The organism is Methylosinus sp. is20ea (assembly GCF_059718135.1).
This window is the reverse complement of the sequence record NZ_AP046088.1, coordinates 2,372,501-2,396,260: the sequence shown is the minus strand read 5'-3', so window position 1 is coordinate 2,396,260 and position 23,760 is coordinate 2,372,501. Positions and strand designations below refer to the sequence as shown.

Genomic DNA, 23,760 nt, shown 5'->3' with positions numbered 1-23,760 from the left:
CGATGAGCGAGCGAGACGCGGCCGTCGTCTATTTCGACGGTCTCACCAGCCGCAAGCGCTGCGTCGAGCTGCGTTTCGGCGCAGCTCTGGAAATCGTCGAAGACGGCGCGACGCTCGCCTCCTGGCCCTATGACCAAATCCGCCGCATCGAGGCGCCGGGCCTCGCGCTGCGGCGGGAGGCGGCGGGAGCGGGCGAGCTGGCGCGGCTCGAATTGCGCGATGCGCGCCTGCATAATGAAATTCTCGCGCGCTGCGCGCGTCTCGAGGGCGTCGCCCCGCCCGGCTCGACGCGCGCGATCGTCTATTGGTCGCTGGCGGCGACGGCGAGCGTCGTCGCTCTGATCTGGTTCGGCATTCCCTTCGCCGCCGATCGCATCGCGCCGCTCGTGCCGGCCTCCTTCGAGCGACGGCTCGGCGAGGCGGCGGAAGCGCAATTGCGCTCGATCTTCTCCGCCAAAACCTGCAGCAGCGAAAAAGGCGAGGCGGCGCTCGCGGAATTGTCGGAGCGGCTCCAATCACGCGCGGCGCTCGAGGAGCCGGCCCGGATCGAGGCGCTCGATTCGGCCGTTCCCAATGCGCTCGCTCTGCCGGGCGGCAAAATCTATGTGTTCTCGGCGCTGCTGACGCGCGCGCAGACGCCGGATGAAGTCGCCGGCGTCATCGCCCATGAGCTCGGCCATCTCAGACATCGCGACGCCATGCGCAAGCTCATCGCCACGGGCGGAACCTCTTATCTCATCGGCCTGTTGTTCGGCGACGTCACGGGGGCCGGCGCGCTGGTCTTCGCCAGCAAGGCGCTCATCGGCGCCGCCCATTCGCGCGAGGCGGAGACGCAGGCCGATGAATTCGCCGCCGATCTGATGGCGCGGCTCGGCCGGCCGGCCAAGCCGCTCGGCGATTTGCTGACGCGCATCTCCGGATCGGAGAACGGCGCCTTCGGCCTGCTGCACGACCATCCGCTGACGGCCGCTCGCCTCGCCGCTTTCGCCGCCGCGGACAAGGGCGAGCGCGGGCCGCCGCTGCTCGACGCCGAGCATTGGGCGGCGCTGAAGGCGATCTGCCAGTGACGCCGCTCACCGCGCCTTGCGGTTCACCAGGCGGTGATAGAGGGTCTTCGCCGCTTCGCGCAGGCGACGGCGCCAGACTTCCTTGGCGTGCGCCTCGGCGAATTGGGTGACGCCGTCGGTCTTCGCCTGCACCATCAGATCGCAGACGACGAGGCGATCCGGCCAGCAGCGCTCGATCATGTAATGGCCGGGGATGGCGCAGGAATCGGTCAGCGCGATATCGTCGCGCTCCGACTGCGTCTCGGTGATGGCGTAGACGAGCTGCACGCCGGGCGCCTGGGCGCGCAGGCTCTCGTCATAGGCGATCTTCCAGAAATAGGAGCGGCCATAGCTCTCGATGACGACGCCCATGGCGATCGGCTTGCCGGCGAGCTCGAGGCTGTGAATGCGGATCTTGCCCTCGCGCGCCAGGAGGCGCGTCGCGCTGCGCACGAAAGTGGCGAGCGAAGGATGGCCGAGCAGCGCGCCGCGCTCGGCCTTCCAGCCGCTCGCCTCCAGCGCCAGAAAATCCTCGGTGGCGCGGGGAATCTCGGCGGGCGTCGAATAGATGACGCGCTTCAATTCGCCGGCCTCCTCCAGGCGGCGGCGGCGGCGGCGCATCTCGCTCAGCGCCTTGCGCGAGGATGTGCGGGTCCAGACCTCCTCCGGATCGCCGCCCGCGAGCAGCGCCGCGCGCTCATGGCGGTCGAGCACGCGCCAGTCGCGCCCCGTGGCCCGCGCGGCGCGGGTGAAGGCGGCGAAGACCGGCCCGCTCATCGGCGTCTTGGGAATGAGCACGGCGCCCGCGCGGCGATTGCCGGCAAACCAGTCGAGCAGCGCGGCGGCGGCCTCCTCGGCGCAGTCGCGGTCGAGCAGCGGCGTCGCCGACGCGGCCTGCTTGTGCAGCCAGCCCCGCGCCGTCGCCGCGCCGAGCGAGAAGCCGGGCGCGACGATCGGAAACAGCGCCACGAGCCGGCGCGCGCCCTGCGGCGCGATCCGCTTCCAGACGGTGACGAAGACCGGGCGCGACTTCGCCGGAAAATGCCGCGCCGCCGGAAGCGCGAAACCCGGCTCCAGAAAGCCATTGGGCTCGACGGAGCGCGACACGAGATCGGCCCAGTCGCGGACATGCTCGCTCATCCGCTCGACGCCGAGCGCCTCCGTTTCCAGCACTCCATTCGTCATGACGCCTACGCGGCCGGCCGCGCTCTGTTCGGAGGCTCTCGCAGGGCCGGGAAGACTTCCCAGGAACGCCGTCCTATTGATCCAAAATGGCGCGGTGGCCATGATTCGCCCCTCGTCGCTTGTCAGTTTCGCGCAGGTCCCACGCCATTGCGAGACGAATCGCGCCGACCTGCGGAGAGCGTTTCAAGAGCGAGGCCAAGGCGGGCGCCCTTTCACGCCGAATTCGGCTGTGGGAAATTTGTCACAGAGTAGATAAATATTTGGGGATCAAGGGGATCGGGAGAGAGCCCGTGCTCGTCCGCGGTTGCGCGCGCGCTTCCTCCCGTGCCAGAGTGACACTGCCGAGGTCCGGCATTTGCCGGATGTGGCGGACCCGCTATATGAGTTCACCTGCGGTCGAGTCCTTTTCGGCCCGTCCAGACCAGAGTAGGCGCTTTGACGACTTCGAAGACCCCCCTTCTCGACCGGATCGAAACGCCGCAGGAACTGCGCAAGCTGCAGCCGGGCCAGCTCCGCCAGCTCGCCGACGAATTGCGCCGCGAGACCATTGACGCCGTCTCCGTCACCGGCGGGCATTTGGGCGCCGGGCTCGGCGTCGTCGAGCTGACGGTCGCGCTGCATTATGTGTTCGACACGCCGAATGACAAAATCGTCTGGGACGTCGGCCATCAGACCTATCCGCACAAGATTCTGACCGGCCGCCGCGACCGCATTCGCACGCTGCGTCAGGGCAAGGGGCTCTCCGGCTTCACCAAGCGCGCCGAGAGCGAATATGACGCCTTCGGCGCCGGCCATTCCTCGACCTCGATCTCGGCCGGCCTCGGCATGGCGGTCGCCCGCGACCTCGCCGGCGGCTCCAATCATGTCGTCGCCGTCATCGGCGACAGCGCCATTTCGGCCGGCATGGCCTATGAGGCGATGAACAACGCCGGCGTGCTCGATTCGCGGCTCATCGTCATTCTCAACGACAATGACATGTCGATCGCGCCGCCGACCGGCGCCATGTCGGCCTATCTCGCCCGCCTCGTCTCCGGCGGCGCCTTCCGCACCCTGCGCGAGACGGCCAAGCAGCTCGCCCGCCATCTGCCGCATTTCCTCTACGACAAAGCGCGCAAGGCGGAGGAGTTCTCCCGCAGCTTCATCACCGGCGGCACTTTGTTCGAGGAGCTCGGCTTCTATTATGTCGGGCCGATCGACGGGCATAATCTCGAGCATCTGCTGCCCGTGCTGACCAATGTGCGCGACAAGGACGACGGCCCGGTGCTGGTCCATGTGGTGACGCAAAAGGGCAAGGGCTATGGCCCCGCCGAGGCCGCGGCCGACCGCTATCACGGCGTCAACCGTTTCGACGTGCTGACCGGCGCGCAGGACAAGCCCAAGGCCAACGCGCCCTCCTACACCAGCGTCTTCGCCAAGAGCCTGGTGGCGGAGGCCGAGCGCGACGACAAGATCGTCGCCATCACCGCGGCCATGCCGGCCGGCACCGGCCTCGATCTGTTCGAGAAGACCTTCCCGGAGCGCATGTTCGACGTCGCCATCGCCGAGCAGCATGCCGTGACCTTCGCCGCCGGCCTCGCCTGCGAGGGCTACAAGCCTTTCTGCGCGCTCTATTCCACCTTCCTGCAGCGCGGCTATGACCAGCTCGTGCATGACGTCGCGATCCAGCATCTGCCGGTGCGCTTCGCCATCGACCGCGCCGGCCTCGTCGGCGCCGACGGCGCGACCCATGCGGGCGCTTTCGACCTCGCCTATCTCGGCTGCCTGCCCGGCATGGTGATGATGGCGCCGGCGGACGAGGCCGAGCTCGTCCATATGGTCGCGACCTCGGTCGCCTTCGACGAAGGGCCGATCGCTTTCCGCTTTCCGCGCGGCGAGGGCGTCGGCGTCGAGCTGCCGGAGCGCGGCGAGATTCTGGAGATCGGCCGCGGCCGAATCATTCGCGAGGGCTCGAAAGTCGCCATCCTCTCGCTGGGCACACGGCTCGCCGATGCGCTCACCGCGGCCAAGGAGCTTTCCGGCCGCGGCATTTCGACGACGGTGGCCGACGCCCGTTTCGCCAAGCCGATCGACCGCGATCTGCTGCTGCGGCTCGCCGCCAATCACGAGGTGCTCATCACGATCGAAGAGGGCTCGATCGGCGGCTTCGGCTCGCAGGCGTTCCAGATCCTGTCGGAGCATGGCGCGCTCGACGGCGCGCGCGGGGCGTTCAAATTCCGCGCGATGATGCTGCCGGACGTCTATCTCGACCATGACAAGCCGGACATCATGCTGGCCCGCGCCGGCCTCGACGCTCGCGCGATCGTGGCCAAGGCGCTGGAGGCGCTCGGCGACGAGCGCGGCGCCGCGCGGGCGAGGATCGCCTGATTCCGAATCTGACGGCGCGACTCCTTCTCCCGTTCCGGGAGAAGGTGGCCCTCGCGCCAGCGAGGGTCGGATGAGGGCGGCTGCGGTTTTCGAGTTGAAGGTTCGAAGTCCGCTGTGACGGAAAGAGCCCTCATCCGACCCCGCCATTAGCCCGGCGCTTGCGACGGGCGTCCTTTCGGACGCCCTTTTGCGGGGCCACCTTCTCCCACAAGTGGGAGAAGGGGATTCCCGCCCTTCTTCTACTGCTTGTAGACGTTGCCGTCGGGGCCTTTCCAGCCGTCGCCGTCGGCGTAGAAGCGATATTCCTCGTCGAAGGCGACCGTCTCGCCCGGCGCCACATATTGCTTGCCCTTGGGATCGCTGTTGCGCGGCGCGGTCACATAATGCTTGCTCGCCGAGCAGCCCTCGGGAAACTTGCCGTCGTCCGGCTTGCATTCGAGATTGGCGCCCTCCGGAAAGGCGACGGAGGCGTTGAAGAAGAGCTCGAAGCCCTTCTCGCCGGTCGCATGCATCTCCAGCCGCTCGGTCATCGTCTGCTTGAAGGACAGAATCTTGCCGGGCTTATCGAAGCGCTGCTTCAGCAGATTATCGAAAATCTGGCGCGCATGGGCCTCGGTCGGATCGGGGCAGCCGAACCAGCAGATGGCGGCGGCGCGGTCGATGGTCAGTGGCGCGACGGCGAGCGTCAGCGCGAGAAGTCTCGAGAGCATGGGGTTCCTCTTTTTTCGTTTGGTGTCGCGCCGTTTTCGGATCGGGCGCCGTCGCGGTCCGTCTTGGGGCGGGCTCTGGTCATAAATTAGCCGATCTCGGCGCCGAAATGAACCGAAACGGACGATCGCGGCAACCAAGCGCTAACCATCCGTTCCTAGCATCGGACCATGAAGATCATACATAAGCTCCCGGCGATCCTCGCCCTCATGCTCTGCGCCGCGCCGGCGCGAGCCGATTTTGCCTCCTGCCTCGCCGGCCTGCGACATGCGGCCGCAGGCGCGGGGGTCTCGCAGCGCGTCATCGAAAGCGCGACGGGCGGGCTCGAGCCCAATGACGCCGTGAGCTTCATGGACAAGCAGCCCGAGTTCAAGACGCCGATCTGGGATTATCTCGCCGGCCTCGTCGACGAGGAGCGCGTCGACGAAGGCCGCGCCATGATGCGGCAGCACGCCTCCGCCCTGCATGCGGCGGAGCAGCGTTACGGCGTCGATCCGGCGACTGTGGTCGCCGTATGGGGCGTCGAATCGGATTTCGGCAAGAATTTCGGCAAGCGCAGCGTGGTGCAATCGCTGGCGACGCTCGCCTGCGAGGCCCCGCGCCGCAATGATTACTTCAAAGGCGAGTTCATCGCCGCGCTGAAGATTTTGCAGAGCGGCGACATAGCGCCCGAGGAGTTCAACGGCTCCTGGGCCGGCGCCTTCGGCCATACGCAATTCATGCCCTCGACCTTCCTCGGCACGGCTGTCGATCTCGACGGCGACGGCCGGCGCAACATCGCCAGCTCGGCGGCCGATTCGCTCGGCAGCACCGCGAATTTCCTGCGCAAGGCCGGCTGGCGGCCGGGACTGCGCTGGGGCTTCGAGGTGAGCGTCCCCTCGGGCTATAGCGGGCCCTCCGGCCGCACCAGCCGCCAGCCCATGTCCGCTTGGGCCGCGCGCGGGATCACGCGGCTCGACGGCGGCGCGCTCGGCGACGGAGCGGCGGCGCTGCTGCTGCCGGCCGGCCGCAATGGCCCGGCTTTTCTGGTGACGCATAACTTCGACGCCATTTACTCCTACAACGCCGCCGAATCTTATGCGCTGGCGATCGCCGTGCTGTCGGATCGGCTGCGCGGGCGCCCCGGGATACAGACCGCTTGGCCGACCGACGATCCCGGCATCTCGCGCGCCGAGCGGCGCGAGATGCAGGCGCTGCTGGCCCGCCATGGCTATTCGGTCGGCGAGCCGGACGGCGTGATCGGGACCAAGACGAAGGAAGCCATCGCCGACTTCCAGGGTCGCGCCGGGCTGAAGGCGGACGGACGGGCCGGGAAGAAGACGCTGGAGGCCCTGCGCAGCCGCTGAAACGCGCTCACTCCTTGGTCGCGAGCGCCGCCATCGCCTTCGCCATTCGCTCGGCGACCTCGCCGCCTTCCGCCTCGAGCCCCGCGATCACGCCGGCGCGATCGGCGGCGTTGCGGTTCTGACTGAGCTTGCGCTTTGCCTCGATGCGCGTGATCGACAGCTCTTTGCCAACGATCGCTTTCAAAATGGCGTCGATAAAATCATCCGGCGCATCCTCGATCGCCCAGGGCATGGGCCGCGCGGATTCGTGACGCGCCGTCAGATCGCGCAGCAATGCACGAATCCAATTCGCATCCTCGATCGCGCGCAGGCGGCCATAGACATGGACCGCCTCGTAATTCCAGGTCGGGACGACCTTTCCGGTCTCGCGCTTCGTCGCATACCAGGACGGTGTCACATAATGATCGAGGCCGGTGAAGATCGCGAGCGCCTCGCTGGCGGAATCGAAATCTCGCCACAGCGGATTGGCGCGCGCGACATGGGCGCGCAGCACATTGGCCTTCGAGTCGAAGAGAAAGGGAATGTGATCGGCGACGATCGCGCCCTTCACGATCCGCGTGAGCGCCGCGTGCGGATGCGCGTCGATCAGCGCGGCGACCGTCTCGAAATCCTGCTCGTGAAATATGTCCGGCAGATACATTTCGCGTTCTCGACAAGAAAGGCCGACACTCACAACGCCTGCTGAAACCGTATCGGCGCGCCGCGCGAGGGCGCCAGCAGTTCGCCTTCCCACATCACCCGGGCGCCGCGAATGATCGCGCCGACGGGCCAGCCGGTCACCTCGACGCCATCATAGGGCGTCCAGCCGCAGCGCGAGGCGATCCAGCCGTTGCGGATGGTCTCGCGGCGCTTCAGATCGACCACGGTGAGATCGGCGTCATAGCCCACGGCGACGCGTCCCTTGCCGGCGAGGCCGAACAGCCGCGCCGGGCCGGCGCTTGTGAGGTCCACGAAACGCTGCAACGTCAGCCGGCCGGCGTTCACATGGTCCAGCATCAACGGAACCAGTGTCTGCACGCCGGTCATGCCGGAAGGGCTCTCCGGATAGGGCTTGGCCTTTTCCTCGAGCGTATGCGGCGCGTGGTCGGAGCCGAGAACGTCGACGATTCCTTGCGTGACGCCGCGCCATATCCCCTCGCGATGGCGGGCGTCGCGCACCGGCGGATTCATCTGCACGAGCGTGCCGAGCCGCAAATAATCGTCGGACGTCAGGGTGAGATGATGCGGCGTCGCCTCGACGCTGGCTATATCCTTGTGGCGGGCGAGAAACTCGATCTCCTCCGCCGTCGATATATGCAGCACATGGACGAGCGCGCCCTTCTCGCGCGCGATGCGCAGCAGTCGCTCGGTGGAGCGCAGAGCGGCGATCTCGTCGCGCCACACCGGATGCGAGGTCGGATCGCCCGGAACGCGCAAGGATTTGCGCTCCTCGAGCCGATATTCGTCCTCGCTGTGGAAGGCGGCGCGCCGCCGCGTCTTGGCGAGGATCTCGCCGACGCCGGCGTCGTCGGCGACGAGCAGCGAGCCGGTGGACGACCCCATGAACACTTTTATCCCCGCCGCGCCGGGCAGGCGCTCGAGCTCGGGAATGTCCTTCGCGTTCTCATGCGTGCCGCCGACCCAGAAGGCGAAGTCGCAATGCGCCCGGCCCGAGGCGCGCGCCATTTTGTCGGCGAGCTCGGCGGGGCCGGTGGTCAGCGGCTTGGTGTTGGGCATCTCGAACACCGCCACGACGCCGCCGAGAACGGCGGCGCGGGTTCCGGTCTCCAAATCTTCCTTATGCGTCGGGCCGGGCTCACGAAAATGCACCTGCGTGTCGATGACGCCGGGCAGGATATGAAGGCCCGAGCAGTCGATGCGCTCGCCGGCCGCGGCCAGCGAGAGATCGCCGATCTCGGCGATCTTGCCGTCGCGGAGCCCGATGTCGCGCGGAGCCACGCCGTCCTGATTGACGAGCGTCCCGCCGGCGAGAATGATGTCATAGGTCTTGGGCATGGCTGGCGCCTCGCTTGCAGGTGTCGGCGGGACTGTGGAAATTTCGACGCGAACGGGGCGTCGCCCTCGCTAGACGATCTAGCGCACATTGGAGCAGGCCGGAACCCGGGAGCGGGCCGGAACCCGCTCGCGCGACGGCGAGAGGAGCCTGTCGGTTCGCCGACCTCATTGGAGCACATCGGACAATGACCAGCGCCACACTTCTCTCGGACCGGGGCGTCGTCGAGGTCGCCGGCGCCGACGCCGCCAAATATCTGCACGGCATTCTCACCCAGGATGTGAAGTCGATCGCCGCCGGCGATCTGCGCTTTGCGGCGCTGCTCACGCCGCAGGGCAAGATCATCGTCGATTTCTTCATCTTCGCCAAAGCGGGCGAGGAGGGGCTGGTCCTGCTGCTGGATTGCGCCTCCGATATGATCGAGACGCTGCTCGACCGGCTGAAATTCTACAAGCTGCGCGCCGCGGTGACGCTGACCGACCGCAGCGCCGATTATGCGAGCGTCGCCTTCCCGGAGGCCACCGCCAAGCCGCAGATCGACGCCATAGCGCTCAGCCCCGATCCCCGCGCGGAGAGCCTCGGCTGGCGCGGCCTGGTCACGCGGGAGATCGCGGCGACCATCGCCACGGCGCCGCGCGACGCCTATGACGCCAAGCGCATCGCCGCCGCCGCGCCCGAGGGCGGCGTCGACTTCATCTATGGCGACGCCTTCCCGCATGAGGCCAATATGGACCGCCTCGCCGGCGTCGATTTCAAGAAGGGCTGCTTCCTCGGCCAGGAGGTGGTCTCGCGCATGAAGCATCGCGGCCCGGTGAGGAAACGCGTCGCCACCTTCCATGCCGAAGGCGCGGCCCCGGCGCCGGGCACGACGATCAAGGCCGGCGAGGTGGAGATCGGCGTCACCGGCTCGGCCGTGGGCGGCGAGGGGCTGGCGCTGATCCGTCTCGACCGGCTGGCCGACGCCAAGGCCGGCGGCGCGACACCGCTCGCCGGCGGCGTGCCATTGGAATTCACGGTCGCGGAAGGGTGACGCCGCGAGACCGATTGCGGCGACGATGTGGCTTCCGGGCGGCAGCTTCGCCGCAATCTGTGACATAAATATCGCCTCGAGGGACAAAGTCGAGCTCGAGCGACTGGAACGGCCGAGATCATGTTGAACCCTGCCGCCGACGAGCCCAAGTTGGCTGCAGGGGGCCATGGCCCAGTCAGTCGAGACTTTACACATGAAAAAGCTGTTTCTCGCTTCGATCTTCGCTTTGGCCGCGCAAGCGTCGTTCGCGGCCGATCTCCCCAGCCGGAAGGAGGCGCCGGCCTTCGCGCCGCCGCCGCCGCCTCCTCTGATCTGGACCGGCCTCTATGTCGGCGGCAACGTCGGCGCCGGATGGCTCGATCGTTACAATCGCGACGGCGTGGTCTCGAGCTGGAATGGCGCCGGATGGGCCCAGGGACTGTCCTGGGGAGACAACGGAAACACGAATGTCGGCGTCGTCGGCGGCGGCCAGATCGGCTATAATTACCAGTTGTCGCCCTTGTTCGTCGTCGGCCTCGAGACGGATTTTCAGGGTTCGAGCATCGGCAACGAGTCGCCGAGCGGCTTCGGGGTTACGCGAGCCGTGGACTGGTTCGGCACGGTCCGAGCCCGTGTCGGCGTCTCCTTGTTCAGCCCGCAGCTCCTGTTCTACGGCACGGGCGGTTTCGCTTACGGCGACATCGGCCTCAAGCACGGCGCATGGGCCAGAAATCTGAAGCAGACGGGCACGGGCTGGACCGCGGGCGCCGGCGTCGAATGGGCGTTCCTTCCCAACTGGTCGGCCAAGGTGGAATATCTCTACCTCGACATCGGCGCGAGCGACTGGGGCGGATACAATCAGGTGGAGCAGCGCATCCATCAGCACACAGTCCGCGCGGGCGTGAACTATCACTTCAATCTGTTCACGCCGCCGGCCCTGCCGGTCGTCGCGAAATACTGATCGCCGGAAAGCGGCGAAGGCCGGGGTCTTGCGCCCCGGCTTTTCCGCTCGGTAGAGACGCTTCCGCGGTTCCGCTTCCACGCTCCCGCCGCTTCGCTCATCGCGACGGCGCCGTCGTTCCTCGCCGACGCAGCGCGACATAGCCGAAGCGCCCGCCGACCCCGGCGACCAGCAGGCCGAAAAAGAGGTAGGCGTAGAATTCGGTGTTGTCGATCAGCCCCACGGTGAAATGGTGGCGGCCGACGAATTCCTTCGCGCCATCGTCGCTCGCAAGCCTGGCGTAGAGCGCATATTTGCCTGCCGTCTGAATATTGACGTCGAAGTTCACCATGCCGTTGCGGAACTTCTGCAAGGGCAGACGCATGACCGTGTCCGCCTCCGCAGGCTCGCCGGCGCCTTCGACGTCGCGGATGACGCGAATGTCCCAATTCATCTCGCGCAGCTCCGCGTCCGGCGCGTCGAGCGCGATCACCGTCGCGCCCGTATCGGGGAGCACGTCGCAGACGCGATCGATGTTCTTCTTGGGCTGCATGGCGACGAATTTCATCGCCTTGTCGGCGCCGAGCGCCACGGGGCACTCCGGATCATAATAATGCCAGCCGGCCGCCATGGCCGCAGGGGCGGCGAGAGTGGCGCCGGCGAGGGCGAGCGCGGCGGCAAGGCGCAAACGAAGGCGAGGCGAGACCAATTCCCCTATACTCCCCGAGGCTTCCGATCTGCGGCGAAACTGCAATTTTTTTTGCGATTTTGCAATTCGATCCTGAGGCGCGCCGAGGCTCGAAAACAAACTCGCGCGGAAGCGTCTCGCGGGCCGATTCCCTCCGGGCCCGAAACAGGCTAGTGTCGCGCGTCGCGCCCTTCCCTGTCGAGCTACGAGTCCCGGCATGTCGCTTCCCAATGAATATTTGATCGATCGTCGCCGTCTTCGCCGCAAGCTCGGCTATTGGCGCATTCTGGCCGTCGTCGCCGTCGGCCTCGCCGGACTGGCCGCCTTTGCGCGATTCGGCGAGGGCGGGCCCGGCCCCGCCGCCAAGCTCTCCCCCCATATCGCCCGCCTCGCGATCAGCGGCATCATCACCGGGGACAAGGCGACGCTCGACCTCATCAAATCGATCGGCGAATCACATGCGAGCGCCGTGCTGGTGAATATCGACAGCCCCGGCGGCACGACGACCGGCTCCGAGAAGCTGCACGACGAGCTGCGCCGCCTCGCCGAGAAAAAACCCATGGTCGCCGTCGTCGGCACGATCGCGGCTTCCGGCGCCTATATCGCCGCCATCGCCTCCGATGAGATCTTCGCCCAGGGCAATTCGCTCGTCGGCTCGATCGGCGTGCTGTTTCAGTTCCCTAATGTCTCCCGGCTGCTCGACACTGTGGGCGTGAAGGTGGAGGAGGTGAAATCCTCGCCCTTGAAGGCCGCGCCCAATGGCCTCGAGCCGACGAGCGACGCGGCGCGCGAGGCGATCGCCGCGCTGGTCGCCGATTCCTACGACTGGTTCAAAAAGCTGGTGAAGGATCGCCGCAAGCTGGACGATGCGGAGCTCGCCAAAGTCGTCGACGGCCGCGTCTTCACCGGACGCCAGGGCGTGCCGCTGAAGCTCGTCGACCAGCTCGGCGGCGAGCGCGAGGCGATCGAATGGCTGGAGACCAATAAGGGCGTCGCCAAAAAGCTGCCTGTGCGCGACTGGAAAGACAAGAGCACGCTGGAGAAATTCGGCCTCGTCGATTCGATGGCTTCGGCGGCGCGGGCGCTGGGGCTTTCGGCGCTCGCCGCCGCGCTGGAGCGGGCGGGCGTCGTCGCTCAGCAGGGGCTGCTTGACGGTATGGTCGCGATTTGGCACGCTCCTACGCCCGATTGAGGCTCCCGATCGATGCGGTCACGTCGGTAGAACTGGAACGTCGCATGATCAAATCCGAACTCATCCAAAGAATCGCCGCCCGCAACGGGCATCTCTATCAACGCGACGTCGAGACGATCGTCAGCACGATCCTCGACGAGATCACGCTGGCGCTCGCGCGCGGCGACCGGGTCGAGCTGCGCGGCTTCGGCGCCTTCTCGGTGAAACGGCGCGAGGCGCGCACCGGCCGCAATCCGCGCACCGGCGAGCAAGTGTCGGTCGACGAGAAATCCGTGCCCTTCTTCAAGACCGGCAAGGAGATGCGCGAGCGGCTGAACGAGGCCGCCCGCGGCTGACCCGAAGAAGGGGCGGACATGAGCGGACGAAGTAGGAAGGTGACATGAGATCGGTTCTGCGCATCCTCGTCTTTGTTCCGCTGGGGCTCCTATTCTTATATTTCGCCGTGGCCAACCGGGCTCCGGTGAAAATTTTCCTCGACCCGTTTCCGGGCGCCGGCGAGAGCGGTCCGTCCTTCGAGACGCCGCTCTATCTGGTGGTTCTGGCGGCGATCGCTTTGGGCGTCGTCGCCGGCGGCCTGTCGTCTTGGGTGGCGCATGGCCGCTATCGCCGCGCCGCCAAGGCCGCGCGCGCCGACGCCAAAAAGGCGCGCTCCGAGGCCGACCAGCTGCGCGGCCAGGCGCTGGCGAGCCTTTCGCCGGCTCCGGGGACCTCGAACCGCTCTTTGCGCAACGACCTGGGATGAACAGGGCCATCGCGCTTGAAAAACCCTTTCGGCGCCGCTAAGAGGAACGCCTCGACGCAAAGGCCCTCGAGCCCGCGTCCTGGCCGCGATAGCTCGGCTGGTGGAGCGTATCTTCGCGATTGGCGGTTCGGCCGCTGAGCGCGACGCTGCATCAAAGAGCTGGCGCGGGCGGACGCGAGCGAATGAGGGATTGTCGGGCGTGAGCCCGAAAGAGAATGCCGCTTTAGCTCAGCTGGTAGAGCACATCATTCGTAATGATGGGGTCGGGGGTTCGAATCCCTCAAGCGGCACCACTTCACCTCCCCGAAGACGAGATCACGCGCGGCCATCGCGGGGGGAAGGTGCCGGCACGCAGCGCGATCAACAGAACAGCAATATCGCGAATTGCAGAGCCAAATGCTCCGAGCCGCGCACGCTCGCTTGGCCGCGCTCATATATTCGCCGATCGAAACGCGCTTTTCGACCAATTCGCAAAACGCCGCATGAGCGATGGCGATCGTGCAATCGGCGGCAAGGCCCCGTTGCTCTTGGTCGTGCCGCTGCCTGTGGTGTAGCAGTTCGGGAGCAAGCCGCTCGCGCAGCGCGCTTTTCATAGCGCCGTAGCGAGCGAGCGGCTTGCGGCGGCCACCGGCGATTCTCCGGTTAGGGTCGGTTTGCGAATCTCAACGCAACCGAGGAACCCACCGATGACCGACGAGATGATGAGCCTGCGGGCGCTTCTGGAAAAGTCCCCCGACGCCGATTTCCTTCGCGAGATGATCGGTTTCGCGGCCGAGCGGCTGATGGAGCTCGAGGTCGGCGCGAAGACCGGCGCCGCGCTCGGCGAGCGCTCGCCCGATCGACTGGCCCAGCGCAACGGCTATCGCGATCGCGACTGGGAGACCCGAGCTGGAACGGTGGAGCTGCGCATCCCCAAGTTCCGCAAGGGAACCTATGTTCCATGCTTCCTCGAACCTCGCCGCATGGCCGAGAAGGCGCTGACGGCGGTCATCCAGGAGGCCTATGTGCAAGGCGTCTCGACGCGCTCCGTCGACGACCTCGTGAAAGCCATGGGCGGCTCTGGGGTCTCCAAGAGCCAAGTCAGCCGACTATGCGAGGAGATCGACGGACGAGTCAAAGTCCGCCAGAACAGCCGCATCGTCTCGGTCGCCGTGATCGTGACCATCGGCGTCAACAACGACGGAAGACGCGAAGTGCTCGGCATGGACATCGGCCCTTCGGAAGCCGAAACCTTCTGGATCGACTTTCTGCGCAAGCTCCGGCGGCGCGGTCTGCGCGGCGTCAAGCTCGTCGTCTCCGACGCCCACGAGGGAATAAAAGCCGCTGTCGCCAAGGTGATGCACGCCGGCTGGCAGCGTTGCCGCGTGCACTTCATGCGCAACGCGCTCGCCCATGTCGGCAAGAGCGCCCGCCGGGTCGCTTCCGCCTTCATCGCCACGGCTTTCGCGCAGGACGACGCCGACGCCGCCAAAGCGCAGTGGCGCAAGGTCGCCGATCAGTTCCGGCCCACCTTGCCAAAGCTCGCCGTTCTCATGGACGAGGCGGAACAGGACGTGCTCGCCTACATGACCTTTCCCACGGACCATTGGCAGAAGATCTATTCGACGAATGGTCTCGAGCGGGTGAACGGCGAGATCAAACGCCGCACCGAGGTCGTCGGCATCTCTCCCAATGAGGACGCCATCACCCGGCTCGTCGGCGCTATCCTTCTCGAGACGAACGACGAATGGGCCGTGCAGCGCGGTCGCTACATGACGCTGGAAACCATCGCGCCTTTGAGCGATGATCCGACCGTCAGGCTGTCCGCCGTGACCGCCTGACCCTTCCGGCCATAGCCGGAAATCCCGGTGTCCGCCTCGATCCAGCTACACCACGCCTCCGGACACGATCCGGCCCACGGCGAATGCTTACCGAGAACCCTAAATCCCCGGTAGCGCAATGCGACTCGAATCAAAAGCCCGACGTCCTTTCGGAAGTCGGACTGATTTGCTATTCGCCGGATGTTTGGTTGCGGGGACCCGCAACACCCGATTCTTGCGGTTGGTCGAACGGGCGATCCCCAAACTCGCCGCATAAAAAATCACCGCGGTTGAATACGACGTTTGGCTGTCCTAGCCCCACGCCGAAAGCTGGAACCCGAGGCCCCTACCCTCAACTGCGCGCTTCGACCAAGGAAGCTTCTATATTCGCAATCGAACGGAACTCCGCTAGCGCGTTAGCTCTCGATGGAATAAAGCCGGGTCGTCGCCAAAATGCACGCGGCTTCATCATCAATGACATTGACCATGAGTGCTCGGTCTATGACGAGCGGGCCGCCGTTGTTATACGAAATCCGGCTGATTGGCTCGGCGATGGGGATTCCCGCGGCGAATCGAAGCAGTTAATCTTTGTCGTCATTGACGTGCCCCTGAAAAATCCCACCAGCATCGATTAGAGTCCGACCGATTGCAGGACGGACACGATGAAGAAGAAACGGTTCACGGAAGAGCAGATCATCGGGATTTTGCGGGAGCAGGAAGCCGGCGCGAAGGCGGCGGACCTCGCTCGCAAATACGCGGTTTCGGAGACGACGCTCTACAATTGGAAGGCCAAATTCGGCAGGATGGACGTTTCCGAGGCCAAGCGGCTGAAGGCGCTGGAGGAGGAAAATGCCCGTCCGCCGGCCTTCTACCGGCTGAACCGTCCGTTGTGCGCAGACCGTAGCACTCGGGCATTTCCGCCACGGCGCGCCCGAGCGCAGAAGCCAGAAAATGCCATTCAGCAACCGTCGATCGTCTATGCGCGGAACGCCCTGCGGCTTGTTCGCAAGATGCGGCTCGATCGCCGCCTTCCATTCGAGATACGTCACCTCGTAGGGTCACACCATCATTGCCTCGATCAGGAACTGACGCAGAATATCCTTCGTCCGCGCCCCCGCCGCCATGCAGATGCCGATCTCGCGCGTGCGCCGAATCGAGGGCGCTGGTCGGCTCGTCGGCGAGAACGACCTGCCCACACCATCAATCAGCGCGCGGGCGATCGAAACCCTCTGCTTGCTAACCTCCTGACAATTCGCTCGGGCGATGGTCGAGGCGATCGGACAGGTCGAGACGATCGAGCAGCTCCTTCGCGCGTCGACGACGCTCTTGCGGAGCATATCCGGCATAGGCGGCGGGGACCTCGACATTGTCGATCGCGCCGAGGGTAGGAATGAGATCATAGTGCTCGTCGCGGGCGTTCGTAGTGGCGCCTCGTGGGCTCGGCAAGCGTATTGGGACTCCGCGTCACCGGCGCGCGCCGCGAGCCCCTCACCTCAGATTGTAGTTCACGCCAGCCGAAATACTCATCGTCGAGGAACCGTTCGGCATGGCTGGGAATGGCGAGGCGCGCCGCACCATGGCGAGCGTCGCGTCGTCCAGCATGGCGGCGCCCGAAGATCGCACGAGAGCGACGGATAGGACTTCTCCATGCGGCGATAGGGTGAAACGAACGACGGTCGAGCCGATCACATTGCGGTCACGCGCAGAATTCGGATATTGCTTGAACCGCGCGAGATGCGCGAGCGCCAGCGCGCGATAATTCACGCTCTCCGCCGTCCCCGCCGCCGTCGAACCGAGCTGGCCGCCTCGCGCCGAAGCATTGCTGTGACGCTCGCCCTTACCCTCCCCGCCGACTCCCGACCGGGGCGTCTCCTCGCGCACGCGCGGAGCCTCACTGTGAGATGCGCGCTCATGTCGGATTTTCTTCGGCGGAACGACCTGCCGCAATGGATCGCGCGGCTCCACAGGCGCCGAGATCATCACGGGCGCGGCCTCTGCGAGAGGCGTCTCGTCCGGCGCGACGATGACGCTCTGCATCTCCTGCGCCTCCGTGTCTGCGATATCGCCGGGAGCCGCTTGCTCGGAAGCGCTTTCTCGCGCCCCGAGCAGGAGTTGCACGTCGATCGGCGTCTCGCCTCCCCTCGGGGGCTCTGTGCGCTCACTCGCAGTCGACGAGAATATCGCGACGACAATGGCGTGGCCGATGAGCGACAAAGTCAATGATCGGCCGAGGCGTCGATCATGGAGGCGCATCGGACTAAGGCCGTCAGCCATCGCGTCGACGCGAGCCGCCGGCGTCGTCACCCTGCTCGCTTCGCCCTGCGCAACAACCATCGTCATCGCGGCGATCCCCGACCTCTGTCAATTCGATGCGAATTTCACCGCGACGGCGAATTTCACGGACAAGCCGGCGCTGGGCAGAGTGTTGAGATATTGCGTGAATTTCCGGTTCGTCACATTGGACAGCAGCAGATTGGCCGAGACCGTGTCACTATAGGCGTAATTCGCGAAAAGATCGACATAGTCATAGGACTTCGCAGGCGTCGTCACCGTGGTCGGGCTGCGGTCGACCGCCGTGTAGCGCCCGCCGACCGTCAGCGCCGACTCGAGAAGACGCAGCGCCAATGTCGTCGTGATGCGGCCGGGCGCGACGCTCTCGAGCGGAGCGTTGGTCGCGACATCCTTGCCGTTATTGATGAAGCCGGCCACCGAAAGGAATCCTCCGCCCCAATCATAGGCGCCTTCGCCCTCGAAGCCGCGTATCTCCGCCTTCGCCACATTGAGATATTGATATGATGTGATTGAGAAACAGAGGTAAGGAGTGCGGGCGCAGGTCGAGGTCGGCATGCCGGGGATGAAGGGCACGAGATAAGGCGCCCCCACCGTCTCGAAGTCGATGAAATTGTCGATCCGGTTCTGGAAGGCGTTCAGCTTGCCGCGAATTTTGTCGCCGGCGATGAGCACGTCGTCATATTTGACGTTGACGCCCGCCTCCACATTATGCGCGACCTCCGGCTTCAACGAGGGATTGGGAAGAATATTGAAGGCCGGGAATGGATGCGTGCCCGAGATCAGCGTCTCTGTTATCGATGGCGCGCGATAGCCTTCCGCATATGTGCCGTAGACCTCGACCCCCGGAAAGGGCGTTACGCCGACAGTGATCTTCGGCGATAGGCGACTGCCGCCGGAAGAATAGGCGCCGCCGGACAAAGCGTAATCGTCGAAGCGTAGCCCGCCGAGCACGCGCAACCAAGTTCCGTAGCGCGCTTCGTCCTGCACGAAAGCGCCCGAGAGACGCCGGTTTCCAGAGGGCGTGAGCGCGGAGACGAATTGTCCGGCGTTGTCGACCGTCGTCACATGGTCTTGGGCGTTGTCGCCGCCGAAGGTCAATGCATGATCGACGCTCCAAGTGACGAAACGCGCCGTGTTGTGAACGTCGACGCCCCATGTGCCGATGTGATCTTCGAGCCCCGTGCCCGGAAGAACGCCTAGCGCCCGATAGGTGGAGGTCGGCGTCAAAACGATCTGTCGATTTCGCGTCTCCGTATAGTAGGTCTTCATGCTGAGGTCGACGAACGGGACATCCGGCCGCGAGAAGCGATAGCCGAGCGTGAAAGTGTTCGCGTCGACATCGTCCTTGAAGCGCGTGCCGGAGCCGCTCGTTCCATTGTTGACGAAGCGATAGTTCTGCATGAGCGCCGTTGCGGCGACCTCGTGACCTTCGTCGGGACGCATGGTGAGTTTCATCAACCCGCCCGCCAATTCGCTGCCGGTGTCCTCGACTTTCTGTCCTTCGCCGTCCTTGTATGGCGTGCGCTTGCGATAGACGAACTGGCCGAAGGCGTCGGCCCATTCCGTCGGGCGAGCGGCGAGCGACGTGCTCTCGAGCAGGCTCTGGCCATTCGTTCCAGAGCCGAGCTTCTGGACGGCGCCATACTTCTCTCCCGGCGCGAGAATGTCGTCGACGCCGCGCGTGCGAAAGGACACGACGCCGCCGATCGCGCCCGAGCCATAGATGTTGGACACGGGCCCGCGCACGACATCCGCTTGCGAGAGAAACTCCGGCTCAAGATAGAAGGTGCCATTCGCATTATGGCCGGAAATCTGAAAATTCTGCCTTGCGCCGTCAATGAGAACATTCACGCGGCCGAAGTCCTGGAGGCCGCGGATATTGATCGACTGACCCGGATCGTTCTGGCTCTCCTGCGTCGCGACGCCGGGAACATTGCGCATCATGTCCGCGATGGTCGAAGGCTGAAAGCGCTCGATCTCCTTGCGGGTGACGACGCTAGAGCCGGTCATCGAATCGACGGGCGCTTCCTCGGTCTTGGTCGCGGTGACATTGATCGTGTCCAGCCCATCGACATCTTCTTTCACGCCGCGAGACTGCGCATGCGCAGAGGCCGTCATAGCGATTGTCCACGAGAGCAAAACAGGCAATCCGTATGGACGTCGTCGAATCGAACAAGACATGCAACCTCCAGACAACACATTGTTCGTCTGGCTGGCGGGCTCGGCTCGATGGCCTAGCTGGCGGGCTGGTCGACCCCCGAGCTTGCGGGGTGATACGTAACGTCACCCGCAAGTCGCTTCCGATCAAGGTCGAAATCGATCGCGCTCGTTACAAGATTTCCAACAGCGAAAAGCGGCGCTGCCGCTCTCTGCAAGCCTTCCAATGAAGTCGCATCAATATTGACGACAGCGCTCGCGTTGCCGATGCTTTCTGTCGAGAGGTCGAAATGGACAAGACCGACAGCGATCGCGCGCCAGATCCTTCGTTCGGCGCGGAAAAAAGAACGCGCGAGATTCAAATCCGTGAGCTCTTGGGCGACGCCAAAGAGGCGACGCTGATCCACGCCGGCGAACGCTATCGCCTGCGCATCACCTCGAACAACAAGCTCATCCTGACGAAGTGAGGGAATTCGTGATCGTCCATCGCCGCGTCGAGTATAAGTTTCATCGCTTGCGGGCGGCAGCCGCACTCGCCGTCGCGCTGCTCGTCGTGTCGCAAGCCGCCGCCGGCGACGCTGATCGCATCGTCGCCGTCGGAGGCTCGCTCACTGAGATTCTCTATGCGCTCGACCGGCAAGACCGTATCGTCGCCGTCGACACGACGAGTCTCCATCCGTCTCGCGCGCTCGCCGAAAAAACGAATGTCGGCTATTTCCGCGCTCTGTCGGCGGAGGGTGTTCTCTCCGTCCGCCCGTCGCTCATCTTGGCCCTGCAGGGTTCCGGCCCGCCAGCGGCGGTTCAGTCGCTCACCGAGGCAGGCGTGCGCGTCGTGACGATCCCCGACGCCCCATCGGCGGAGGGCGTTGTCGCCAAGATCGAAGCGCTCGGCCGTCTGGCGGAAGCGCGCGCGAGCGCCGAAAGGCTCGCGGCCGATGTGCGCGCGCGCTTTGCCGCCCTCGCGGCGCTGCGCGCAACGATCACGAAAAAGCGACGCGCGCTGTTCGTGCTCGCTCTGCAGAACGGACGCGCGCTCGTGGGCGGACGCGGGACGGCGGCCGACGCCATCATCGCCCTGGCGGGCGGCGATAATGTCGCCGCCGCGATCGAAGGCTACAAGCCGATGGCCGACGAGGCGATCGTTGCCGCGGCGCCAGAAACGATCATCATGATGAGCTCCGGCGCCGAGGGCGCGCCGGACGTTTTCTCGCTGCCCTCTTTCGCGCAGACTCCCGCAGCGAAGACACGCTCCCTGTTCATGCGCGATGGGCTCTATCTCATCGGCTTCGGCCCGCGCGCGCCCGAGGCGGCGCGTGAGCTGATGGCGGCGTTCTATCCCGATGCGCAGATTCCGGGTGTTCACGCCGCAGCGAAGGACGCACGCGAATGACGGCCTCGGCCGAGGCGGCTACGATTTCGCTCGCGCGTTTCGCGGACCGCAGGCGACGGCGCACACTGCTCATCGGCGCCGTCATGGCCTTATTCTGCGCGATCTCCGTCGTTCTGGCGCTCGGAAGCGGCGCCGTCCCGATCGCGCCGGCGAAAACGCTCGACATTCTTTTCGCCGCCATATTCGAGAGAGGCGCTCTTACGCAGGATCGCGACGCGATGATTCTTCTCGATCTTCGCTTGCCACGCGTCCTTCTCGGCCTCGAAGTCGGCGCCGCGCTCGCCGTGTCTGGTGCATCGATGCAGGGGCTGTTCCGCAATCCGCTCGCCGACCCCGGCCTCATCGGCGTGTCGAGCGGCGCGGCGCTGGCGGCGGCGGCGACGATCGTTCTCGGCGACAGGCTGTTCGCCGGCGCCGGAGGGGTCGCGCCCTTCTTCATGCTGCCGCTCGGGGCGTTCTGCGGCGGACTTGTCACGACCCTCCTCATCTACGCTATCGCGACGCGCGCCGGCCGCACATCGATGGCGACGATGCTGCTCGCCGGCGTCGCGCTCGGCGCTTTGGCGAGCGCGCTGACCAGTCTTCTGGCCTACATGTCGGATGATCGGCAGCTGCGCGATCTCACCTTCTGGTCGCTCGGCAGCCTCAATGGCGCGAGCTGGAGCAAGGCGACGGTCGTCGGCGCCGTCATCGCGCCCCTGCTGCTCGCATTGCCCTTGCTCGGCCGCGGTCTCAATGCATTGGCGCTCGGCGAGGCAGAGGCATTTCATCTCGGCGTTCGCGTTCAGCTCGTGAAGACCGTGACGATCGGGCTCGTGGCGCTCGCTGTCGGCGCGGGCGTCGCTGCGGCCGGCGTCATCGGTTTCGTCGGCATCGTCGCGCCCCATGTCGTGAGGTTGGCGACGGGGCCGGACCATCGCAGCCTGTTGCCGCTCGCCATACTGCTCGGCGGCGCATTGCTCGTTTCGGCCGATACGCTGGCGCGCGTCGTCGCTGCACCTGCCGAACTTCCGCTCGGTGTGCTCACCGCGGCGATCGGCGCGCCCTTATTCCTATGGCTTCTGCTGGGTCGGAACAGGGATCTCTGGTCATGAGCCCGATTGTCGAAGCGCGGCGGCTCTCCTATCGCATCGGCGGCAAGCTGCTCGTGGAGGGCGTAGATCTTTGCCTCGAGGCCGACCGCCTCGCGATCGTGATCGGCCCGAACGGCGCCGGCAAGTCGACCTTGCTGTCGCTTCTGGCCGGCGCCTCGAAGCCGCAGACTGGCGAAATATTCTATAGCGGCGAACAACTCGACCGATTGCCGGCGTGGCGCATCGCCGCCCTGCGCGCCGTGATGACGCAGAATGCGCATCTCGCCTTTCCTTTCACCGTTTTCGAGGTGGTGAGCCTCGGGCTCGACGTCGTCGGCCGCGCGCTGCCTGAGGGGCAGAGGCATTCGATCGTCGCGCGTAGCCTCGATGCGGCCGATGCGATGCAACTTTGCGAGCGCGATTACGGAAGCCTCTCCGGCGGCGAGCAGCAACGCGTCCAATTCGCTCGCGCTCTGTGCCAGCTCTTCGCCGGCCGCAGCATCGGTGAAGGTCGAATGCTGCTTCTCGACGAGCCGATCGCAAATCTCGACCTGCGGCACCAGCTCGCGCTCATGGACGCCGCGCGTGACATCGCCGATCAAGGCTCGGCAGTGCTCGCGGTCTTGCATGATCTCAACATCGCAGCCGCCTATGCGGACGAGCTCGTCGTCATGTCGCAAGGGCGTATCGTCGCGAGCGGCCCGCCCGCCGAGGCGCTGACCGATAGCCTCGTCTCATCCGTCTTCGAGACCGATCTGCAGCTCGGCGTGGTCCCGCCGAGCAGTCTGCCTTTCCTCTTGCCGCATGGCTATGCACGCCGGCGGCATTGGTCGAAAAGCAGGTTGCGACGGTCGGCCGCGATTTGAATAAATTTGCGCCGCAATGCAGCACTTTGCACGTCGGTGCGATCTGCCTTATTCGGCCGCGGAGATGAATTTCGCGCGTTGGGCAAGTTTATCGCCGCATCTCGGAAAGCTTCTCTCACATCGGCAAATTCTTCAGAAACGCAGCGTGGCAAACGTCATCTGGGATCGTTGCAGAATCTTCCCCAAATTGTACGCTAGAGGTTCGTCATTTTCCGATTCAAGACAGGATTCCCCGAATCGGCGAGAGCCTGATTCCTTTACGTCATTCGCATGGCGGAGGAGAAAGATGGCTCATGCCTACAGCCAGGATTTGCGTGATCGATGATCGACGCCGCGTTGAAGGGCCTTTCGGCGCGTCAGGCGGCGGCGCGTTTCGGGGTCGACGATGCGACCGCGATCGTCTGGGTTCGCCGCGCGCATCAGACCGGCGAACGCGGCGCGCGCAAACAGGGACAGCCGAAACGCTGCAAGCTCGACCCGCATTGTGCAGCAGCCTGTTGCACAATTGGATGGACTTTGCGAGATCAACGCCCGGCCGTACCGGCTGCCGCACGAACTGCGGGCTGGACAGCTGCGCGCACCTCTTCATAGACGGCGATGCCGGAACCGCCCGCACAACAGCCTGTATGTGATCTCGGACGAAGGCCTGCCGGTCGTTCGATATGACAAGAGGCTCTGCTCGCATACCGAGCTGACGGATTGGTATGTGCCTGGCAGAGAAGCCATGACGTTCGAGATAGACGGATTCAAGTTTGGGGTCGCCCTATGCATCGAGTTGCATTTCCCTGAGCTGTTCGCCGAGTATGAAAGGCTCGGCGTCGATGCTATGCTGTTCTCGGCCTATGCGGATGATCCGATATTCGCGGTCATGGCGCGGGGCCCATGCCGCGACCACTGTTTCTGGCTGAGCCTTTCGACGCCTGCGCAATGCGGGGAGCGGTTGCCTTCGCCCTCGACAAGGCCCGCCCTT

Annotated in this window: 22 protein-coding genes, 1 tRNA gene and 3 pseudogenes (1 of these 26 running past the window's edge); 16 read left to right on the top strand and 10 right to left on the bottom strand. The window is 65.3% G+C overall.

Annotation, left to right across the window (positions count from 1 at the left end):
- The first annotated feature begins 2 nt into the window (after positions 1 to 2).
- On the top strand, positions 3 to 1,067 hold the full coding sequence (locus AC6IY7_RS11060) for a M48 family metallopeptidase (RefSeq protein WP_497779053.1): 1,065 nt from the start codon (positions 3 to 5) through the stop codon (positions 1,065 to 1,067).
- A gap of 6 nt (positions 1,068 to 1,073) precedes the next feature.
- Here the strand turns inward: AC6IY7_RS11060 and AC6IY7_RS11055 are convergent, their stop codons facing one another.
- The gene (locus AC6IY7_RS11055; protein ID WP_497779052.1) at positions 1,074 to 2,231 is read right to left on the bottom strand and encodes a GNAT family N-acetyltransferase; all 1,158 of its coding nucleotides are present in this window, start codon (positions 2,229 to 2,231) and stop codon (positions 1,074 to 1,076) included.
- 435 nt (positions 2,232 to 2,666) lie between these two features.
- Here AC6IY7_RS11055 and dxs point away from each other — a divergent pair, with 435 nt between their 5' ends.
- On the top strand, positions 2,667 to 4,595 hold the full coding sequence (gene dxs / locus AC6IY7_RS11050) for a 1-deoxy-D-xylulose-5-phosphate synthase (RefSeq protein WP_497779051.1): 1,929 nt from the start codon (positions 2,667 to 2,669) through the stop codon (positions 4,593 to 4,595).
- A gap of 239 nt (positions 4,596 to 4,834) precedes the next feature.
- On the opposite strand, the gene AC6IY7_RS11045 is transcribed toward dxs, so the two are convergent.
- Positions 4,835 to 5,305, bottom strand: coding sequence for a hypothetical protein (locus AC6IY7_RS11045; protein ID WP_497779050.1), 471 nt, complete (start codon positions 5,303 to 5,305; stop codon positions 4,835 to 4,837).
- A 168-nt stretch (positions 5,306 to 5,473) separates the two neighbouring features.
- Between AC6IY7_RS11045 and AC6IY7_RS11040 the strand changes: the two genes are divergently transcribed.
- Positions 5,474 to 6,649 carry a lytic murein transglycosylase gene (locus tag AC6IY7_RS11040; protein ID WP_497779048.1) on the top strand — a complete coding sequence of 392 codons (1,176 nt, stop codon included), beginning with the start codon at positions 5,474 to 5,476 and terminating at the stop codon, positions 6,647 to 6,649.
- Positions 6,650 to 6,656: 7 nt separating this feature from the next.
- On the opposite strand, the gene AC6IY7_RS11035 is transcribed toward AC6IY7_RS11040, so the two are convergent.
- Positions 6,657 to 7,289 carry an FMN-binding negative transcriptional regulator gene (locus AC6IY7_RS11035; protein ID WP_497779046.1) on the bottom strand — a complete coding sequence of 211 codons (633 nt, stop codon included), beginning with the start codon at positions 7,287 to 7,289 and terminating at the stop codon, positions 6,657 to 6,659.
- A gap of 29 nt (positions 7,290 to 7,318) precedes the next feature.
- On the bottom strand, positions 7,319 to 8,644 hold the full coding sequence (locus tag AC6IY7_RS11030; protein ID WP_497779044.1) for a dihydroorotase: 1,326 nt from the start codon (positions 8,642 to 8,644) through the stop codon (positions 7,319 to 7,321).
- A gap of 185 nt (positions 8,645 to 8,829) precedes the next feature.
- Here AC6IY7_RS11030 and ygfZ point away from each other — a divergent pair, with 185 nt between their 5' ends.
- The gene (gene ygfZ, locus AC6IY7_RS11025) at positions 8,830 to 9,672 is read left to right on the top strand and encodes a CAF17-like 4Fe-4S cluster assembly/insertion protein YgfZ (protein WP_497779042.1); all 843 of its coding nucleotides are present in this window, start codon (positions 8,830 to 8,832) and stop codon (positions 9,670 to 9,672) included.
- 193 nt (positions 9,673 to 9,865) lie between these two features.
- Complete coding sequence (locus tag AC6IY7_RS11020) at positions 9,866 to 10,612, top strand: outer membrane protein (RefSeq protein WP_497779040.1); 747 nt, start codon at positions 9,866 to 9,868, stop codon at positions 10,610 to 10,612.
- Between the two features lie 97 nt (positions 10,613 to 10,709).
- On the opposite strand, the gene AC6IY7_RS11015 is transcribed toward AC6IY7_RS11020, so the two are convergent.
- Entirely contained in the window at positions 10,710 to 11,300 is a 591-nt protein-coding gene (locus AC6IY7_RS11015; protein ID WP_497779039.1) for a hypothetical protein, read from the bottom strand.
- Between the two features lie 196 nt (positions 11,301 to 11,496).
- On the opposite strand from AC6IY7_RS11015, the gene sppA reads away from it, so the two are divergent.
- From sppA to AC6IY7_RS10985, 6 genes and pseudogenes are all read left to right on the top strand, one after another.
- A complete protein-coding gene (gene sppA / locus AC6IY7_RS11010; RefSeq protein ID WP_497779038.1) occupies positions 11,497 to 12,471 on the top strand; it encodes a signal peptide peptidase SppA in 975 nt (324 codons plus the stop codon).
- Positions 12,472 to 12,515: 44 nt separating this feature from the next.
- Complete coding sequence (gene ihfB / locus AC6IY7_RS11005) at positions 12,516 to 12,806, top strand: integration host factor subunit beta (protein WP_497779036.1); 291 nt, start codon at positions 12,516 to 12,518, stop codon at positions 12,804 to 12,806.
- A gap of 44 nt (positions 12,807 to 12,850) precedes the next feature.
- Entirely contained in the window at positions 12,851 to 13,213 is a 363-nt protein-coding gene (locus AC6IY7_RS11000) for a LapA family protein (RefSeq protein ID WP_497779035.1), read from the top strand.
- A gap of 217 nt (positions 13,214 to 13,430) precedes the next feature.
- Positions 13,431 to 13,506: transfer RNA gene (locus AC6IY7_RS10995), tRNA-Thr, on the top strand.
- A gap of 393 nt (positions 13,507 to 13,899) precedes the next feature.
- The gene (locus AC6IY7_RS10990; protein ID WP_497779033.1) at positions 13,900 to 15,033 is read left to right on the top strand and encodes an IS256 family transposase; all 1,134 of its coding nucleotides are present in this window, start codon (positions 13,900 to 13,902) and stop codon (positions 15,031 to 15,033) included.
- A gap of 641 nt (positions 15,034 to 15,674) precedes the next feature.
- Positions 15,675 to 15,869 (top strand): annotated as a pseudogene (locus AC6IY7_RS10985) (transposase); the annotation flags it as partial.
- A gap of 28 nt (positions 15,870 to 15,897) precedes the next feature.
- On the opposite strand, the pseudogene AC6IY7_RS10980 reads toward AC6IY7_RS10985, so the two are convergent.
- The 4 genes and pseudogenes from AC6IY7_RS10980 to AC6IY7_RS10965 form a co-directional block, all read right to left on the bottom strand.
- Positions 15,898 to 16,061 (bottom strand): annotated as a pseudogene (locus AC6IY7_RS10980) (transposase); the annotation flags it as partial.
- A gap of 100 nt (positions 16,062 to 16,161) precedes the next feature.
- A pseudogene (locus tag AC6IY7_RS10975) lies at positions 16,162 to 16,419 on the bottom strand (ATP-binding cassette domain-containing protein); the annotation flags it as partial.
- 81 nt (positions 16,420 to 16,500) lie between these two features.
- Positions 16,501 to 17,352 carry an energy transducer TonB gene (locus AC6IY7_RS10970; protein ID WP_497779031.1) on the bottom strand — a complete coding sequence of 284 codons (852 nt, stop codon included), beginning with the start codon at positions 17,350 to 17,352 and terminating at the stop codon, positions 16,501 to 16,503.
- Positions 17,353 to 17,373: 21 nt separating this feature from the next.
- The gene (locus tag AC6IY7_RS10965; protein ID WP_497779030.1) at positions 17,374 to 19,422 is read right to left on the bottom strand and encodes a TonB-dependent hemoglobin/transferrin/lactoferrin family receptor; all 2,049 of its coding nucleotides are present in this window, start codon (positions 19,420 to 19,422) and stop codon (positions 17,374 to 17,376) included.
- 329 nt (positions 19,423 to 19,751) lie between these two features.
- Here AC6IY7_RS10965 and hemP point away from each other — a divergent pair, with 329 nt between their 5' ends.
- Genes hemP through AC6IY7_RS10945 form a run of 4 tightly spaced genes read left to right on the top strand, consistent with a single transcriptional unit; the run spans position 19,752 to position 22,790 of the window.
- Positions 19,752 to 19,928, top strand: coding sequence for a hemin uptake protein HemP (gene hemP / locus AC6IY7_RS10960; protein WP_497779028.1), 177 nt, complete (start codon positions 19,752 to 19,754; stop codon positions 19,926 to 19,928).
- Between the two features lie 8 nt (positions 19,929 to 19,936).
- On the top strand, positions 19,937 to 20,851 hold the full coding sequence (locus AC6IY7_RS10955) for a heme/hemin ABC transporter substrate-binding protein (RefSeq protein ID WP_497779027.1): 915 nt from the start codon (positions 19,937 to 19,939) through the stop codon (positions 20,849 to 20,851).
- Positions 20,848 to 21,945, top strand: coding sequence for a FecCD family ABC transporter permease (locus AC6IY7_RS10950; RefSeq protein WP_497779026.1), 1,098 nt, complete (start codon positions 20,848 to 20,850; stop codon positions 21,943 to 21,945). The genes AC6IY7_RS10955 and AC6IY7_RS10950 overlap by 4 nt, the downstream gene beginning before the upstream one ends.
- Positions 21,942 to 22,790: a heme ABC transporter ATP-binding protein gene (locus AC6IY7_RS10945; RefSeq protein ID WP_497779025.1), complete on the top strand. Its 849-nt coding sequence runs from the start codon at positions 21,942 to 21,944 to the stop codon at positions 22,788 to 22,790. The genes AC6IY7_RS10950 and AC6IY7_RS10945 overlap by 4 nt, the downstream gene beginning before the upstream one ends.
- 297 nt (positions 22,791 to 23,087) lie before the next feature.
- On the opposite strand, the gene AC6IY7_RS10940 is transcribed toward AC6IY7_RS10945, so the two are convergent.
- The gene (locus AC6IY7_RS10940) at positions 23,088 to 23,273 is read right to left on the bottom strand and encodes a hypothetical protein (protein ID WP_497779024.1); all 186 of its coding nucleotides are present in this window, start codon (positions 23,271 to 23,273) and stop codon (positions 23,088 to 23,090) included.
- Position 23,274: 1 nt separating this feature from the next.
- On the opposite strand from AC6IY7_RS10940, the gene AC6IY7_RS10935 reads away from it, so the two are divergent.
- A protein-coding gene (locus tag AC6IY7_RS10935) for a carbon-nitrogen hydrolase family protein (protein ID WP_497779022.1) crosses the window boundary here: on the top strand, positions 23,275 to 23,760 show its 5' portion. It continues 129 nt past the right edge of the window; the window shows 486 of its 615 coding nt (coding positions 1–486); it begins with the start codon at positions 23,275 to 23,277; the stop codon falls past the right edge of the window.